This window comes from Rheinheimera pleomorphica (genome assembly GCF_011634895.1).
GTDB lineage: Bacteria > Pseudomonadota > Gammaproteobacteria > Enterobacterales > Alteromonadaceae > Alishewanella > Alishewanella pleomorphica.
In genome coordinates, this window is record NZ_SIRR01000007.1 from 24,899 (window position 1) to 40,665 (window position 15,767).

The following is a 15,767-nucleotide window of genomic DNA, read 5'->3' on the forward strand; positions in this document are numbered from 1 at the left end:
TTATTTCATTGCAATAGAAAAGCCAGCAATAAAGCTGGCTTTTTCTTTTTATTTCAATAAATTACTGCAAAACCGAGATATCAGCTACCTGTAGAAATAACTCACGTAATTGTTTTAACAGTGCCTGGCGGTTAGCCCGCACGGCAGTGTCATCAGCGTTTACCATTACCTTGTCGAAGAAGTAGTCGATGACCTCACGCATCGCCGCTAAGTGCGCCAGACCTTCAGCATAGCTGTGCTCGCCCGCCTGATACGCTTGTTCTGCTTCAATTGCAGTAAACAGCGCTTTTTCTGCGTCTTCCTGTAACAGCGCGGCGTTTACGCTGGAGGCAATCTCACCTTCTACTTTAGCCAGTATATTGGCGACCCGCTTATTGGCTGCCGCTAAGGCGGCGGCTGCGTCCAGCTTACCAAACTCTGCTACCGCCTTAACACGGCGGTCAAAATCTGCCGGATTAGTAGGTCGGCGTGCTAATACGGCCTGAATCACATCGACGCTGTAACCTTCACTTTCATACCAGGCGCGGAAGCGGCCCAACATAAACTCCAGCACATCTTCCGCCACCTTAGCATTACTTAGCTTAGTGCCAAAAGTCTGCTGGCTAAAGGTTATCGCCTCTATCAGGTCAACCGGTAGCTGCTTGTCAACCATAATGCGCAGCGCACCGATAGCTGCACGGCGCAGTGCAAAGGGGTCTTTATCACCTTTCGGTGCCTGACCAATACCAAAGATACCGACCAGGGTATCCAGTTTATCGGCAATGGCGACCGCCGCGCCCTCTAACCGGCTTGGTAACTGATCACCGGCAAAGCGTGGCATATACTGCTCGTTCAGGGCCAGCGCAACAGCTTCTGCCTCACCGTCTAAACGGGCATAGTGCATCCCCATAATGCCCTGCACTTCCGGGAACTCGCCAACCATATTGGTCATTAAGTCTGTTTTCGACAATAAACCAGCGCGCTCGGCTGCGCCGATATCAGCACCAATCTTCGCCGCGATAAAGCCTGCCACTTTGCTGATACGTTCAGATTTTTCGGCCAGCGTCCCTAACTGTTGCTGGAATAGCACCGTTTTCAGGCTATCTAACCGATCGGCCAGTTTTTGCTTACGGTCGGTGTTAAAGAAGAACTGCGCGTCTGATAAGCGCGGGCGCACCACTTTTTCATTACCTTCGATAATCTGCTGCGGATCTTTGCTGGTAATGTTAGCGACAAAGATAAACTTATTCTGCAGTTTGCCGTTTTGATCCAGCAGCGGGAAATACTTCTGGTTATCTTTCATGGTAGAAATTAACGGCTCGGCTGGTACCTGCAGGAAGCTTTCTTCAAAGCTACCAACTAACACCACCGGCCATTCGACCAGTGCGGTCACCTCTTCCAGTAAGGCATCGTCCATCAGTGCTTTGCCGTTTAATGCCGTAGCGGCTTTTGTCACTTCAGCGGCAATAAAGGCTTTTCGCTCGGCAAAGTCTGCGACCACGAAAGCCTTGCGCAGGGTGGCCAGATAGTCGTCGGCATGGTTGATAGCAACCTTTGCCGGCGCGTGAAAACGGTGGCCGTGCGTTTGGTTACTACTGCTGCGGCCCAGAATAGTCGCAGGTACTACGTCCTTGCCGTACAGCATAATAATGGTGTGTACCGGGCGGATAAATTCAGCTGTAGAATTACCCCAACGCATTGGCTTGGCTATCGGCAGTTTGGCCAGTGCTTGCTGCACGACGTCTGGCAGTAAGCTGACCGTGGCAGCACCAATCACTTTGGCTTTGTGCAGTAACCAGGCACCCTTATCGGTTTCCAGCTTTTCGGCCTGCTCTACCGTAATACCACAACCTGCAGCCCAGCCTTGGGCTGCCTTGGTAGGCTTGCCATCAGCATCAAATGCTGATGCGATAGCCGGGCCACGCTTTTCTACCACTTTATCGGCCTGCTGCGCTGCCAGAGCGTTAATACGCACGGCTAAGCGGCGAGGCGCGGCATACCAACTAACGTCTGCGTGATTTAGCTCCAGCTTAGCCAGCTCAGCCTGCAGGTTATCGGCAAAGGCGGTAGCCAGCGTTTTTAACGCCTTTGGTGGCAACTCTTCCGTGCCAATTTCAACAAAAAAATCTTGCGCTGCCATTATGCCTCCTGCTTAGCACTATTATTGTTTTTACACAGCGGGAAACCCAGCTTTTCACGCGTGGCGTAATACGCCTCGGCACAGGCCTTAGCTAAGGCGCGAACCCGTAAGATATAGCGCTGACGCTCGGTAACCGAAATGGCATGACGCGCGTCCAACAGGTTAAAGGCGTGCGATGCCTTCATCACCTTTTCATAGGCCGGCAAGGCCAGCCCCTGCTCAATTAAGTACTGGCTTTCTTTTTCGCATTGGTCAAAAGAGGCAAACAGTGCGGCCACATCGGCGTGCTCAAAGTTATAAGTGCTCTGCTCTACTTCATTCTGGTGGAAGACATCGCCGTAGGTTACCCGGCCCAATGGTCCGTCGGTCCACACCAGATCATAAATCGAGTCGACACCCTGAATATACATCGCCAGCCGCTCTAAACCGTAGGTTATCTCACCAGTAACCGGGCGACACTCTAAGCCCCCCACCTGCTGGAAATACGTAAACTGCGTGACTTCCATGCCGTTTAGCCAGACTTCCCAGCCCAGGCCCCAGGCGCCTAACGTTGGTGATTCCCAGTTATCCTCAACAAAGCGGATATCATGCACCAGGGTATCGATACCCAGTTCGCGCAGCGAACCTAAGTACAGCTCCTGAATATTGTCTGGCGATGGCTTTAAGATCACCTGAAACTGATAGTAATGTTGTAAACGGTTCGGGTTTTCGCCATAGCGGCCATCGGTTGGCCGGCGGCACGGCTGTACATAGGCCACATTGGTTGGCTCTGGTCCCAATGAACGTAAAAAGGTCATCGGGTGGAAAGTACCGGCACCTACTTCTAAGTCCAGCGGTTGCACGATAACGCAACCCTGGCGTGCCCAATAATCCTGCAGGGCCAAAATCAGGCCCTGGAAGGTTTTAATATCATATTTATGCATGCGCTTCTAACTCGCTAAAATGACTGAGGGGCCGAAGCCCCTTCGCAATTAATAGGTAAAACTATACGTCCAGGTTGGCAACATAAAGCGCGTTTTCTTCGATAAAAGCGCGGCGCGGCTCTACATGATCACCCATTAGCGTGGCAAATAGCTGGTCGGCACCAATGGCATCTTCAATAGTAACCTGCAGCATACGGCGGCTTTGTGGGTCCATGGTGGTTTCCCATAGCTGCTCCGGGTTCATCTCGCCCAGCCCTTTATAGCGCTGAATATACAGGCCGCGTTTAGACTCGCTCATTAACCACTCCAGCGCTTCCAGGAAGCTTTCTACCGGCTTGATTTTCTCACCGCGGCGAATGTAGCCGCCTTCTTCCATCAGATCACGAATTTCATCACCCAGCGCCGCTATGCTTAAATAGTCGCGCGAGGTAACAAAGTCATGGTGCAACAGGTATTCGTTATCGATGCCGTGTTGGCGGATAATCACTTTAGGCAGGAATAGCTGGCGCTCACGATCTTCATGTACGGCATAAGTGTAGCTAGAACCGTCGCCTTCTTTGTCATCCAGCCGCTGCACCAGCGTCTTAGCCCATTGCTCGCTGTACTCGGCGGATTTTGCCTGCGTGACATCCAGCGCCGGCACATAAATCAGCTCGTTTAACAGGTTGTACGGGATCTTACGGGTTAAACGCTCAATCGTTGCCGATACCTTGTGATATTGACGCACCAGCTTTTCCAGTGCCTCGCCACCGATGCCCGGCGCGTCGGCATTCACGTGCAGTGACGCTTCATCCAGTGCCAGTGTGGTCAGGTACTCGGTTAAGGCGGCTTCATCTTTAATATATTGCTCTTGTTTGCCTTTTTTCACTTTATACAGTGGTGGCTGGGCAATATAGATATAGCCACGCTCGATCAGCTCCGGCATCTGACGATAGAAGAAGGTTAGCAACAGCGTACGAATGTGCGAGCCGTCGACGTCCGCATCCGTCATCAGAATGATGCTGTGGTAGCGGGTTTTGTCCGGGTTATATTCTTCGCGGCCAATACCACAGCCTAACGCAGTGATCAGCGTACCTACTTCTTGCGATGACAACATTTTGTCGAAGCGGGCTTTTTCCACGTTTAGAATTTTACCCTTCAAAGGCAGGATAGCCTGATTCTTGCGGTTGCGGCCCTGTTTAGCAGACCCGCCCGCAGAGTCACCCTCCACTATGTAGAGTTCAGATAATGCCGGGTCTTTTTCCTGGCAATCGGCCAACTTACCTGGCAAGCCAGCAATATCCAGCGCACCTTTACGCCGTGTCATTTCACGTGCTTTACGCGCAGCATCACGGGCACGGGCGGCATCAACAATTTTGCCGACGATAATTTTGGCGTCGTTTGGGTTTTCCAGCAGGTATTCGTTTAGCTTTTCTGCCATCACGCTTTCTACTGCCGAGCGCACTTCACTGGACACCAGCTTATCTTTAGTTTGCGAGCTAAATTTCGGATCCGGCACCTTGACGCTGATTACTGCGGTTAAACCCTCGCGGGCATCATCACCCGAGGCCTGCACCTTCATCTTTTTCGCGTAGCCTTCCTGATCAATATAGGTATTAAGCACACGGGTTAAAGCGCCACGGAAGCCCGCTAAGTGGGTACCGCCGTCGCGCTGCGGGATATTGTTGGTAAAACAGAATACATTTTCCTGGTAGCTGTCGTTCCACTGCATTGCCACTTCGACAGAGATGCCATCATCACGCTGATCAGAAAAATAAAATGCTTTCGGGTGTACGCTGGTTTTGGTGCGGTTTAAGTACTGCACAAAGGCTTCAATACCACCGTCATACTTGAAGTGATCTTTTTTATCGTTGCGCTCATCGGTCAAAATAATGCTAACGCCGGAGTTTAAAAAGGATAGCTCACGCAGGCGTTTCGCCAGAATATCGAAGTGGAAATTAATATCACTAAAGATAGTTGGGCTGGGCCAAAAACGGATAGAGGTGCCTTTATCTTCGGTTTCGCCAATTACCGCCAGTGGCGCTTGTGGTACACCCAGATGATAAATTTGCTGATGTACCTGCCCTTTACGGCGTATCGTCAATTCAAGTTTATCTGATAACGCATTAACCACCGACACACCCACACCGTGCAAGCCGCCGGATACTTTGTAAGAGTTATCGTCAAACTTACCACCGGCGTGTAATACCGTCATGATAACTTCGGCTGCAGACACGCCCTCTTCGTGCATATCGGTTGGAATACCGCGACCATTATCACGCACCGATACCGAGCCGTCGCTATGAATGGTGACCCAAATATCAGAACAATGGCCAGCTAAGGTTTCGTCGATTGAGTTATCAACCACTTCAAACACCATATGGTGCAAGCCAGTACCGTCATCGGTATCACCAATGTACATACCCGGTCTTTTACGAACTGCATCCAGTCCTTTTAATACTTTTATGCTCGAGGAATCGTAGTTATGTTGTTCGGCCATCGTTATCTGTCCGTGCTGTTAGCTGCCCGTGTTCCACGTGAAACATCGCCTGCTGTTCTGTGGCGATAAAAGGTGAAACCTGATCAGCGTTAATTGCAGTAATAAAAACCTGTGAGTTTATATCGCGTAAATAGCTAAATATCTGTCGGGTAGATTGTTGGTCTAACTCCGACGCCAAATCATCGATCAACAACAACGGTTGTTTTTGGCCGTTGTCGCGAATTACATTGTTTTGCGCAATTTTAAGCGCAAATAATAACACTTTTAACTGACCACGGGATAACACTTCTTCTGCTGCCCATTGGTCTTTTTTTAACTTTAAATCGGCTTTTTGTGGCCCATACTGGCTAAAGCCCATCCGGCTATCCTGGGCAAAACTTTGCTGCAACAGCTGTTGTAACTCAGCAGGTGTAGTGATCTTTTCCGGCCAACCTTGCAACAATTGCAGGCTCAGTTGCTGCATTAATTCATCAGCAGCAGTTAACTGCCGAAACGCCGCCTCTAACTGAGCGATATAGTGTTGACGTAACTGCTGAAGCTCAAAAGCCAAAACGGCGAACTGCTCATCCCAAAATTGAAACTGGCTGTCGTACTGCCGGCTAGTCTTTAGCAAGGCATTGCGCTGTTTAAGCACTTTATTAAACCGCAGCCAGCGTTCAAAAAATTGAGGTTCCACGTGGAACAAACCCATATCAAAAAATTGCCGCCGCTCTTTCGGACCACCAAAAAACAACCGAAAACTGTCAGGGGTAATCAGTTGCACCGGCAACAAACTGGCAAACTCTGCCAGCCGGTGTACCGTGGCACCATTCAGCCGTAACAGCATATCGCCCTGCTTGTCACGCTGCAGACCAAGGCTGTGCTGCTGTTGGTTGCTACTCACTTTAGCATGCAGCGTAAAGGCAGCGGTATCATGTTGCACCAACCGTTGGGGCCGGCTGGTACGAAACGAACGGCCATGGGCAAGATAATAAATCGCTTCCAGCAAACTGGTTTTGCCACTGCCGTTCATACCAACAATTAAGTTAAAACGTTGGTGCGCCGCAAAAGAGACTGCCGTCAGATTGCGAAACTGAGCAGCACTGAGTGACAGCAGTGACATGGTTTACAGGCGCATTGGCATAACAACATAGCTGGCGCCAACATTGCCCACGCCTTCCACCAAAGCACTGGAATTGGCATCATTCAAATGCAGCTGCACCAAATCGGTCGCCAGGGTGTTAAGCACGTCCAGCAAATAGCCGACGTTAAAGCCAATCTCCAGGTTATCGCCCAGATATTCAACTTCGATAATTTCTTCTGCCTGCTCGTGCTCGGGGTTGTTCGCCACAATTTGCAGCTCGCCACTGCTTAACGTAAAACGTACACCACGGTACTTCTCGTTAGATAAGATAGACGCCCGGGTACAGGCATCTTTCAACACGCTACGATGTGCGGTAACCAACTTGGTGCTGTTGCGCGGTAATACCCGGCGGTAATCCGGAAAACGGCCGTCAATCAACTTACTACTAAAGACATAGTTGCTATCGGTTAAACGGATATGGTTCTGGCCCAGGCTTAAGGTAATCAGTTGCTCGTCGCTGGCCAGCAAACGCATCACTTCTAACACCCCTTTACGCGGGATAATAATTTGCTTTTGCTGGGCCACCAGGCCTGGCAAATCCAGGCTGCTGAGCGCCAGACGATGGCCGTCGGTAGCAACGGCTTTTACGGCGCCATTATCCACTTCAAACAGTAAGCCGTTTAAGTAATAACGCACATCCTGATTCGCCATCGAAAAAGCGGTATCGTCCAGCAGCTTACGCAGCTGGGCCCGGGTTAGCTGAATATCAACCTCACCCTGCCAGCTTTCCAAATTAGGATACTCAGAAGCACTTAGGGTAGATAAGGTAAACTTAGTTTTGCCGCTACTAAGCACGCAATTATCGCCCTGCAACTGCACGCGGATATCAGCGTTTTCCGGCAGGCTGCGGCAAATATCCAGTAGTTTCTTGGCTGGCACGGTTATGCGGCCGGGGCTTTGTACCGTTAAGCCATCCGTTGTCGCGACCAGCTCAACTTCCAAATCAGTACCGGTAAGAGACAAAGCATCGTCGCCGACTTCCAGCAAAACATTAGATAGAATGGGCAGCGTATGCCGCCGCTCTATAGCACCAGACACCATTTGTAGTGGTTTGAGTAAGGCGTCTCTGTTGATAGTAAATTGCATGACCAAGTCCCTTTACGATGACAAAGTACGGATTAAATTCTGGAAGTCTTCTTTTATTTCGTGCGTTTCTTCTTTTAGCGACTCGATTTTACGGCAGGCATGCAGCACTGTCGTATGATCGCGGCCACCAAAAGCATCACCAATTTCTGGCAAGCTATGGTTGGTTAGCTCTTTTGACAACGCCATCGCCATTTGCCGTGGCCGCGCCACAGAACGCGAGCGCCGCTTAGACAGCAAATCTGCCACGCGGATTTTGTAATACTCAGCGACAGTTTTCTGAATATTCTCAATGGTCACCAACTTATCCTGTAGCGCTAACAAATCGCGCAGCGCCTCGCGGACAAAATCGATGGTAATGGGCCGGCCAGTAAAATTAGCGTTAGCAATAACCCGGTTTAATGCGCCTTCTAGTTCGCGCACATTAGACCGCAAGCGTTTAGCGATAAAAAACGCCACTTCTTCCGGCAAGCGGATTTGATTTTCATGCGCTTTGCGCATCAAAATAGCCACCCGGGTTTCCAGCTCCGGCGGCTCTATGGCAATGGTTAAGCCCCAACCAAAACGCGACTTTAACCGGTCTTCCACACCATCGATTTCTTTTGGATAACGATCACTGGTGAGGATAATTTGCTGATTTCCCTCAAGCAAGGCATTAAAGGTATGGAAAAACTCTTCTTGCGAGCGCTCTTTGTTGGCAAAAAACTGAATATCGTCGATAAGTAAGGCATCTACCGAACGATAATAGCGCTTAAACTCTTCTATAGCATTGTTCTGTAACGCTTTTACCATATCCTGCACAAAACGCTCAGAGTGCATGTAAATAACTTTGGCATCGGGCTTTTTGGCTAAAATGCCATTACCCACAGCGTGCAATAAGTGGGTTTTACCCAAACCGGTGCCACCATAAATAAACAGCGGGTTATAAGCAGTACCAGGATTATCAGCAACCTGGCTGGCAGCGGCGCGGGCGAGCTGGTTCGACTTACCCTCAACAAAGTTGGTAAAGGTGTAATTGGCGCGCACATTGCTGGTAACAATCGTCTTGGGCGCCGGCTCAGCGGCTTCCCGGGCAACGGGCTCGTGTGGCGTCACTTGTACTGCGGGTGCTGGTGCAGCTGAACGGGCTTTGTTGCTCTGGCTGGAACCAACATCGAACTTTAACCGCGGCGCGTCGTCGCCGCAGTAGTCCTGGATCAACTCCAGGATCCGGCTTAAGTATTTCTCGCGCACCCAATCCAGCACGAAGCGGTTCGGTGCGTATAAAGTTAGCCCTGTGTCAGAACTGTCAGCTTGCAGTGGCCGGATCCACATACTGAAATGCTGCGCCGGTAATTCCGCTTGCAGCGCTTGCAGGCAATTTTGCCAAACGGACTGATACACCATATCTCCTGAAGCCTTAGTTATTATGATTAAAAAGGCTGGCGTAAGTTAACGAAGCGCACATTATGGTACTATCTTATCCACAAGTTCAATATTGACTTTTTTAAAATTACCTACCTTTAAGAAAATTACCAATAATACATTGTTTTTTATCACAATATTTCTCTTATACCATTTCATAATACCACTGCTTTTTGCCAGGACAATTTGGACTTAACAGAAAGTAACTCACATTTTATTCAACACCACCCTAGCAACCTGTGGAAAACTTCAGTAAAAACAGGATCGGTGTTGATCGCGGTGCAATAAAACGCAGGATCAGATTGACTTTAGCCTACAGACTACTTAAAATTCGCGCTCATTTTTGTCAGCTGCGTTTTGGTATATTTGCTAAAACACAGAAACCTTTAGTAAATATTTCGACCGGACGGATGAAATTATGAGTAAAAGAACGTTTCAACCAAGCGTATTAAAGCGCAAGCGTAACCACGGTTTCCGTGCTCGTATGGCCACTAAAAATGGTCGTCAGGTATTAGCGCGTCGTCGTGCTAAAGGCCGTAAGCGTTTAACTGCTTAATCAGCGGTTAGCCGCTGAGTGGTCAGCCTGAAATTCGGCAGGGAGTTACGACTGTTAACTCCCAGTCAGTTTGATAACGTCTTCCAAAACCCGTTCCGGGTAGCTTCTCCGCTGTTTACTATCCTTGTTAAAGCCAATCAATTGCCTCATCCCCGATTAGGCCTTACTATCGCGAAAAAACGTGTTAAATTAGCCGTGCACCGCAATCGCATTAAGCGCTGCGTGCGTGACAATTTTCGTTTGCATCAACATGAGTTGCCTGGCGTCGATTTGGTACTGATGGTAAAAGGTGATATTAGCAACACCGCTAATGATGAGTTACATAGGCAACTGGAAAAGTTATGGCGCAAGATCGCTCGCCAGTACACCGCTTCGCTATCAGCATAGCATTAACGCTGCTACGCGGTTACCAGCGACTGATTAGTCCGCTGTTTGGGCCAAGCTGCCGCTTTCATCCAACCTGCTCGCATTACGCTATCACCGCGATAGAACGCTTTGGCGTACTAAAAGGCAGTTGGTTAGCAGCGAAACGTTTATTAAAATGTCACCCCTTACATGCAGGCGGTGATGATCCTGTTCCTGAAAAGCACAATGAGAAAAGCTAAGCCATGGAATCACAACGTAGTTTATTAGTTATTGGTCTGGCGCTGGTCAGTTTTTTACTCTGGCAACAGTGGAATATCGACACGGCGCCAAAACCAGTAGCCGCAGTCACACAGCCAGGGCCGGCCTCTGGCAGCAGCTCTGCTGATTTACAACTGACCACAGCCGATGCGGAACAACCAGCCACCTCTGTCGCAGCAAAAGCACGCAGCATCAACGTCAGTACCGATGTGCTGCAGCTAAGCATAGACAGCCGCGGCGGCGATATCGTCGACTTACAGCTGCCCGCCTTTGAATTAAATAAAGGTGAAGGCGACGCCTACCCACTCATGCGCCGCCTGAACGGTTTTGAATATGTCGCGCAAAGCGGTCTGATTGGCCGCGACGGCCCGGATGACAGCCGTAACCCGCGTCCGGTGTATAGCACAACGCAAAACAGCTATAGCCTGGCCGATGGTGCCACTGAGTTAGTCGTGCCATTAACCTTTAATCACAACGGCCTGCAAATTGAAAAACGCTTTACCTTTACCGCCGGCCAATATGATGTCCGGGTAGAATATTTACTGCATAACCAAAGCGCTGAAGTGAAAACCGTGCAGCCATACCAGCATCTGGTACAAAGTATCGACAACGGTGAAAGCAGCAGCATGATGATGCCGATATACCGCGGTGCAGCTTTTGGTACCAGTGCTGAGCGTTACAACAAGTACACCTTTGACGATATGCAGGAAAAGAACCTGTTAGAAGCCACCACCGGCGGCTGGGTAGCCATGCTGGAACATTATTTTGTTTCGGCCTGGGTACCGGATCAGCAAGCAGACAACCAATTATACAGTCTGGTACGTAATGGCCAGGGCGTAATAGGTGCTAAAGGCCCGGCAGTGAATATTGAACCCGGTGCCAGCGTTAGCCTTGGTAGCAGCTTTTATGCTGGTCCAAAAACACAGGACAACCTGGCAAAACTGGCCAATGGTTTAGACCTGACGGTTGATTACGGCTTCCTGTGGTTTATCTCACAACCCTTATTCTGGTTATTAACGCTGATCCAGGGCTTTGTCGTGAACTGGGGTGTGGCGATTATCTGTATTACCATCATCGTTAAAGGCGTAATGTACCCGCTAACTAAGGTGCAGTACGAGTCGATGGCGAAGATGCGTAACTTAAAGCCGAAAATTGAAGAGCTGCAGGCACGTTACAAAGACGACCGCCAGAAAATGGGCCCGGCCATGATGGAACTGTATCGCAAAGAAAAAGTGAACCCTATGGGTGGCTGCTTACCGATGCTGCTCCAAATGCCAATCTTCCTGGCACTGTATTGGGTATTTGTTGAAAGCGTTGAGCTGCGCCACGCCCCCTTTATGCTGTGGATTAACGATTTGTCGGCACAAGACCCCTACTATGTATTGCCAGTGCTGTTCGGTTTAAGCATGTTTTTAATGCAAAAGCTGACACCGATGCAGGTTACCGACCCGATGCAGCAGAAGATCATGATGTGGATGCCGGTAGCATTCTCAGTATTCTTCCTCTGGTTCCCAAGCGGTCTGGTACTGTACTGGTTTGTTAGTAACCTGATTTCTCTGGCGCAGATGTTATACATCTACAAAGGTATGGAAAAGAAAGGCTTACATACTAAAAAGGCTTAACTGAACTTTGAAGCAAGGATTAGGTGCCATCATGTAGCAGCGACAAGGATGTCGCGGAGATTGAGACAGTACAGGGATGTGCTGTCGAAAGCGGCGAAATGATGATTTCCTAATACTTGCAGTATTACCTTAAGCCTGTCGCATTATGCTGACAGGCTTTTTCTATTAAGAGGCAACACCATGTTTACTACTGACACCATCGCCGCTTTAGCTACAGCCCCCGGCCGCGCCGGTGTTGGTATTATCCGTATCTCCGGCCCCGATACCAAAGCGGTAGCTCACGCCATACTGCACAAGCTGCCTAAACCGCGCTACGCCGAGTACTTACCGTTTTTTGACAGTGAAGCAAAGATATTGGATCAGGGCATCGCCCTGCTCTTCCCCGGGCCAAATTCGTTTACCGGTGAAGACGTGCTGGAGCTGCAAGGCCACGGCGGCCCGGTATTGTTGGATATGCTGTTAAAACAGGTGTTAGCTCTGCCAAATGTGCGTATTGCCCGACCTGGTGAATTCTCCGAGCGCGCCTTTTTAAACGACAAACTGGATTTAGCCCAGGCCGAAGCCATTGCCGACTTAATCGACGCTTCAAGCGAGCAGGCAGCGCGCAGCGCTATGCAGTCATTGCAGGGCGAATTTTCCCGCCATATTCATGAGCTGGTCGAAAAAGTGATTCACCTGCGCATGTATGTTGAAGCGGCAATCGACTTTCCGGATGAAGAAATCGACTTTCTATCCGACGGCAAGGTGGCCGCTGATCTGGCAGAAATTATCGACTATCTGGCCACAGTAAAAAAACAGGCCACCCAGGGCAGCATTTTGCGCGAAGGGATGAAGGTGGTGATTGCCGGCCGGCCTAACGCCGGTAAATCCAGCTTGTTAAATGCCCTTGCTGGCCGCGAAGCGGCTATTGTTACCGAAATAGCCGGCACCACCCGTGATGTGCTGCGCGAGCATATTCATATCGACGGTATGCCGCTGCATATTATTGACACCGCAGGCCTTAGGGACGCCACCGATCAGGTCGAACAAATTGGCATAGAACGCGCCTGGCAAGAGATAGCACAAGCCGACCGCGTACTGTTTATGGTTGATGGCACCACCACCAACGCCACCGATCCGCATGATATCTGGCCCGACTTTATCGACCGCCTACCCGAAGGTTTAGGCGTGACTGTAATTCGCAACAAAGCCGATTTAACCGGCGAGCCGATGACTCCGGATACCGATAGCCATACCCCCGTGTATCGGTTGTCCGCCAAAACCGGTGCCGGTATCGATGCGCTGCGCGAGCATTTAAAACAATGTATCGGTTTTGATGCCAGTACCGAGGGTAGCTTCCTCGCCCGACGCCGCCATTTAGACGCATTAGACCGCGCCGCCGAGCATTTAGCCATCGGCCAGGAACAACTGCACAGCTTTATCGCCGGCGAAATCCTGGCGGAAGAGCTGCGGTTAACCCAGCAGCATTTAAATGAAATAACCGGTGAATTTAGCTCAGACGATTTGCTGGGCAGGATTTTCAGCTCGTTTTGTATCGGGAAATAGCTACTTCATCGCATCGAGCCGCTGTGCGGTGTTATCTGTTGTGATTAATAGCGCAATCAGTGCAGCGCCCAAAGCAACAAAACCTGCTGCCAGATACAGCCCAATATCATACTGGCCGCTGGCTTCGGCCAGATAGCCGGTTAACGCCGGCGCCAGCACCTGAGCACTGCCGTAAGCTAACGTCATTTTACCCATGAGTTTCGCCGGTTTACTCGGATATAAGCGCCCTGCCATGGTTAATACCAAACTGACTACGCCGACAAAAGTCGCACCAAACAGGGCTGCACTTAACAGCACCACCTTGAGTGAGCTAAACCACAATGGCAGTAAAATAGCGGCACTTTGCGCCAGTAACGCCAGCATAATGGCCTTCAGATAACCGGTTTTACGGGCGATTAAATCCCATAGCATTACCGCCGGTGTGGCCGCTAATCCCAAGATGATAAAACTGATGTTACCGCTGCCACTTAAACCCGGCATGCGCTCGACTATAGTGACAATAAAGGTCGCGCTAATCACATAGCCATAGCCGGCACAAAAATAACTGGCCAGCATTAGCCGAATAAAACGTTTGGCTGGTGGCGTATCGGCCACGCCGGTTTGCCCGCTTTGTGCCGTTTGCGCCGGCTTTGGCAACCAGCGCCAGGCCGGAACAGCCAACAACACGCCGAACAAGGCTAAGTAGTGCCACTGCGCACGCCAATCCAGCTGCAAGCCTAGCATCAGCTCGACCAACAGCGCCGATAATGCTATGCCAAAGCCTAATCCGGCGAAATGGATACCCAATTCAGCCCGCTGTTTATGGCTTAACAGCCAGTGCATAATCAGGCCGGAGGCTATCAGCATAGAGCAGGCACTGCTAAAGCCCGCGACAAAGCGCCACAGCGACCACAGCCAGATGTTTTCGGTTAACGCCATACCAAGGGTGCTAAGCACAGCTAACAGTAAACCAAGCCGGTACAGGCTGTCTTTTAAACGCAGGTTGCTCAGGCTGGCGGCCAGCAGCGCACCAACCATGTAACCGAGGTAATTCACCGCCGCCAGATAGCCGCCACTGGCATCATCCAGTACATTTTGCTGCTGCATCAGCGGTAATAGCGGCGTGTACGCAAAGCGCGCTACGCCAAGGCAAAGTAACTGACTAAAAAAGCCGGCCAGCAACACATAAAAACGTTGTGGCATGCGGTTAGCTGAGATCGTCAGAATAATGCCTCCGACAGGCTAAAACACTTAGCTTAACGCAACAAAAAAGGCCGTGATATACGGCCTTAGTCTGATGGTCCTGTTTTTACTGCTTAACGGGCGTAGGTTGCAGTCAGCGTAGCTTTACCGAGCGCCATAGCATTTAGCATAAAACCCACTACTGCAGCACTGGCCCCATCGGCGGCCGGCAGGGTTTCTTCCGGTAAGGCCCACACGGTAAATTGATAACGGTGCATTCCATGACCCTCTGGCGGGCAGGCGCCACCAAAGTCTTTTATGCCGTAGTCATTAGTAAAACTGCGGCAACCGGGCGGCAGGCTGCCTTTACCGGCACCACGGGCTAAACCGGTTGCAGCAGCAGGAATATCCGTAACCAGCCAGTGCCAGAAACCCGAGCAAGTGGGTGCATCCGGGTCAAACACGGTAACCGCAAAGCTTTTGGTGCCGGCCGGGGCATTGGCCCAGTTCAGCTCAGGTGATACATTGTTGCCGCTACAGCCAAAGCCGTCAAACTCGTGATCTTTAGCCATAAAATGGCCTTCTTTAATATCCGGGCTGGTTAGAGTGAAAACCTGTTGTGTCATCTTGCCTCCAAAAAGTGAGTAAATACTTACTTATACTGTGACAACCATTGATAAAAGGTTTGTTTAGGAAAAGCCCCGGCTTGCTGCGCGACAACTTTGCCCTGTTTAAACACCATTAAAGTAGGAATAGAACGAATATTAAACTGTGCCGCCAACTGTTGTTGCTGTTCGGTATTAATTTTACCAAAACGAAAATGCGGCTCCAGATCGCTGGCGGCCTGGTTAAATACCGGCGCGAAATTCTGACAAGGGCCACACCAGCTGGCCCAAAAATCCACCACCAGCGGCAGCTCGGCTTTTTGTGCATGGGCAGCAAAATTTGCTGCCGTCAGCTCAAGCGGCTTATGCTGAAACAACGGTTGCTTACATTTACCACAACGGGCATCCAGCATTGGCTTATCCGCCGGCAAGCGGTTTAAACCATTACAATCCGGGCAGGCAACGATCATGACACTCTCCACAGTAAGCTAATAGTCAGTTATATAGCGCCTGGCAAAGCGTT

Annotated in this window: 14 protein-coding genes; 5 read left to right on the plus strand and 9 right to left on the minus strand. The window is 50.2% G+C overall.

What is annotated here, in order from left to right:
- Window positions 1-61: 61 nt before the first annotated feature.
- The 6 genes from glyS to dnaA form a co-directional block, all read right to left on the minus strand.
- Window positions 62-2,119 (minus strand): glycine--tRNA ligase subunit beta, encoded by a 2,058-nt coding sequence (gene glyS / locus EYB30_RS07185; RefSeq protein WP_166838244.1) that lies wholly within the window; start codon window positions 2,117-2,119, stop codon window positions 62-64.
- Complete coding sequence (gene glyQ / locus EYB30_RS07190; RefSeq protein ID WP_166838245.1) at window positions 2,119-3,042, minus strand: glycine--tRNA ligase subunit alpha; 924 nt, start codon at window positions 3,040-3,042, stop codon at window positions 2,119-2,121. Before glyQ ends, glyS begins: the two co-directional genes overlap by 1 nt.
- Before the next feature lie 61 nt (window positions 3,043-3,103).
- Window positions 3,104-5,521, minus strand: a complete 2,418-nt coding sequence (gene gyrB, locus EYB30_RS07195) for a DNA topoisomerase (ATP-hydrolyzing) subunit B (RefSeq protein ID WP_166838246.1) — start codon at window positions 5,519-5,521, stop codon at window positions 3,104-3,106.
- Window positions 5,505-6,623 carry a DNA replication/repair protein RecF gene (gene recF / locus EYB30_RS07200; protein WP_166838247.1) on the minus strand — a complete coding sequence of 373 codons (1,119 nt, stop codon included), beginning with the start codon at window positions 6,621-6,623 and terminating at the stop codon, window positions 5,505-5,507. The genes gyrB and recF overlap by 17 nt, the downstream gene beginning before the upstream one ends.
- Before the next feature lie 3 nt (window positions 6,624-6,626).
- A complete protein-coding gene (dnaN, locus tag EYB30_RS07205; protein WP_166838248.1) occupies window positions 6,627-7,730 on the minus strand; it encodes a DNA polymerase III subunit beta in 1,104 nt (367 codons plus the stop codon).
- Between the two features lie 12 nt (window positions 7,731-7,742).
- A complete protein-coding gene (dnaA, locus tag EYB30_RS07210) occupies window positions 7,743-9,110 on the minus strand; it encodes a chromosomal replication initiator protein DnaA (RefSeq protein ID WP_166838595.1) in 1,368 nt (455 codons plus the stop codon).
- A 439-nt stretch (window positions 9,111-9,549) separates the two neighbouring features.
- On the opposite strand from dnaA, the gene rpmH reads away from it, so the two are divergent.
- From rpmH to mnmE, 5 genes are all read left to right on the plus strand, one after another.
- Entirely contained in the window at window positions 9,550-9,687 is a 138-nt protein-coding gene (rpmH, locus tag EYB30_RS07215; protein ID WP_008222343.1) for a 50S ribosomal protein L34, read from the plus strand.
- An 18-nt stretch (window positions 9,688-9,705) separates the two neighbouring features.
- On the plus strand, window positions 9,706-10,074 hold the full coding sequence (rnpA, locus tag EYB30_RS07220) for a ribonuclease P protein component (protein ID WP_166838249.1): 369 nt from the start codon (window positions 9,706-9,708) through the stop codon (window positions 10,072-10,074).
- Window positions 10,029-10,292: a membrane protein insertion efficiency factor YidD gene (gene yidD, locus EYB30_RS07225; protein ID WP_166838250.1), complete on the plus strand. Its 264-nt coding sequence runs from the start codon at window positions 10,029-10,031 to the stop codon at window positions 10,290-10,292. The genes rnpA and yidD overlap by 46 nt, the downstream gene beginning before the upstream one ends.
- Before the next feature lie 3 nt (window positions 10,293-10,295).
- Complete coding sequence (gene yidC, locus EYB30_RS07230) at window positions 10,296-11,933, plus strand: membrane protein insertase YidC (protein WP_166838251.1); 1,638 nt, start codon at window positions 10,296-10,298, stop codon at window positions 11,931-11,933.
- 180 nt (window positions 11,934-12,113) lie between these two features.
- Window positions 12,114-13,478 carry a tRNA uridine-5-carboxymethylaminomethyl(34) synthesis GTPase MnmE gene (gene mnmE / locus EYB30_RS07235; protein WP_166838252.1) on the plus strand — a complete coding sequence of 455 codons (1,365 nt, stop codon included), beginning with the start codon at window positions 12,114-12,116 and terminating at the stop codon, window positions 13,476-13,478.
- Here mnmE and EYB30_RS07240 read toward each other — a convergent pair whose 3' ends face one another.
- The 3 genes from EYB30_RS07240 to trxC form a co-directional block, all read right to left on the minus strand.
- The gene (locus tag EYB30_RS07240; RefSeq protein ID WP_166838253.1) at window positions 13,479-14,660 is read right to left on the minus strand and encodes a YbfB/YjiJ family MFS transporter; all 1,182 of its coding nucleotides are present in this window, start codon (window positions 14,658-14,660) and stop codon (window positions 13,479-13,481) included.
- Between the two features lie 113 nt (window positions 14,661-14,773).
- Window positions 14,774-15,265: a YbhB/YbcL family Raf kinase inhibitor-like protein gene (locus tag EYB30_RS07245; protein WP_166838254.1), complete on the minus strand. Its 492-nt coding sequence runs from the start codon at window positions 15,263-15,265 to the stop codon at window positions 14,774-14,776.
- Window positions 15,266-15,291: 26 nt separating this feature from the next.
- The gene (gene trxC / locus EYB30_RS07250; RefSeq protein WP_166838255.1) at window positions 15,292-15,714 is read right to left on the minus strand and encodes a thioredoxin TrxC; all 423 of its coding nucleotides are present in this window, start codon (window positions 15,712-15,714) and stop codon (window positions 15,292-15,294) included.
- Window positions 15,715-15,767: the final 53 nt, after the last annotated feature.

What these genes read in the sequence shown, in the direction of transcription:
- glyS (WP_166838244.1), bottom strand. Translation starts at nt 2,119, where the DNA reads ATGGCAGCGCAAGATTTTTTTGTTGAAATTGGCACGGAAGAGTTGCCA.
- mnmE (WP_166838252.1), top strand. Translation starts at nt 12,114, where the DNA reads ATGTTTACTACTGACACCATCGCCGCTTTAGCTACAGCCCCCGGCCGC.
- gyrB (WP_166838246.1), bottom strand. Translation starts at nt 5,521, where the DNA reads ATGGCCGAACAACATAACTACGATTCCTCGAGCATAAAAGTATTAAAA.
- EYB30_RS07245 (WP_166838254.1), bottom strand. Translation starts at nt 15,265, where the DNA reads ATGACACAACAGGTTTTCACTCTAACCAGCCCGGATATTAAAGAAGGC.
- glyQ (WP_166838245.1), bottom strand. Translation starts at nt 3,042, where the DNA reads ATGCATAAATATGATATTAAAACCTTCCAGGGCCTGATTTTGGCCCTG.
- rpmH (WP_008222343.1), top strand. Translation starts at nt 9,550, where the DNA reads ATGAGTAAAAGAACGTTTCAACCAAGCGTATTAAAGCGCAAGCGTAAC.
- dnaN (WP_166838248.1), bottom strand. Translation starts at nt 7,730, where the DNA reads ATGCAATTTACTATCAACAGAGACGCCTTACTCAAACCACTACAAATG.
- yidC (WP_166838251.1), top strand. Translation starts at nt 10,296, where the DNA reads ATGGAATCACAACGTAGTTTATTAGTTATTGGTCTGGCGCTGGTCAGT.
- trxC (WP_166838255.1), bottom strand. Translation starts at nt 15,714, where the DNA reads ATGATCGTTGCCTGCCCGGATTGTAATGGTTTAAACCGCTTGCCGGCG.
- EYB30_RS07240 (WP_166838253.1), bottom strand. Translation starts at nt 14,660, where the DNA reads ATGCCACAACGTTTTTATGTGTTGCTGGCCGGCTTTTTTAGTCAGTTA.
- yidD (WP_166838250.1), top strand. Translation starts at nt 10,029, where the DNA reads ATGGCGCAAGATCGCTCGCCAGTACACCGCTTCGCTATCAGCATAGCA.
- recF (WP_166838247.1), bottom strand. Translation starts at nt 6,623, where the DNA reads ATGTCACTGCTGTCACTCAGTGCTGCTCAGTTTCGCAATCTGACGGCA.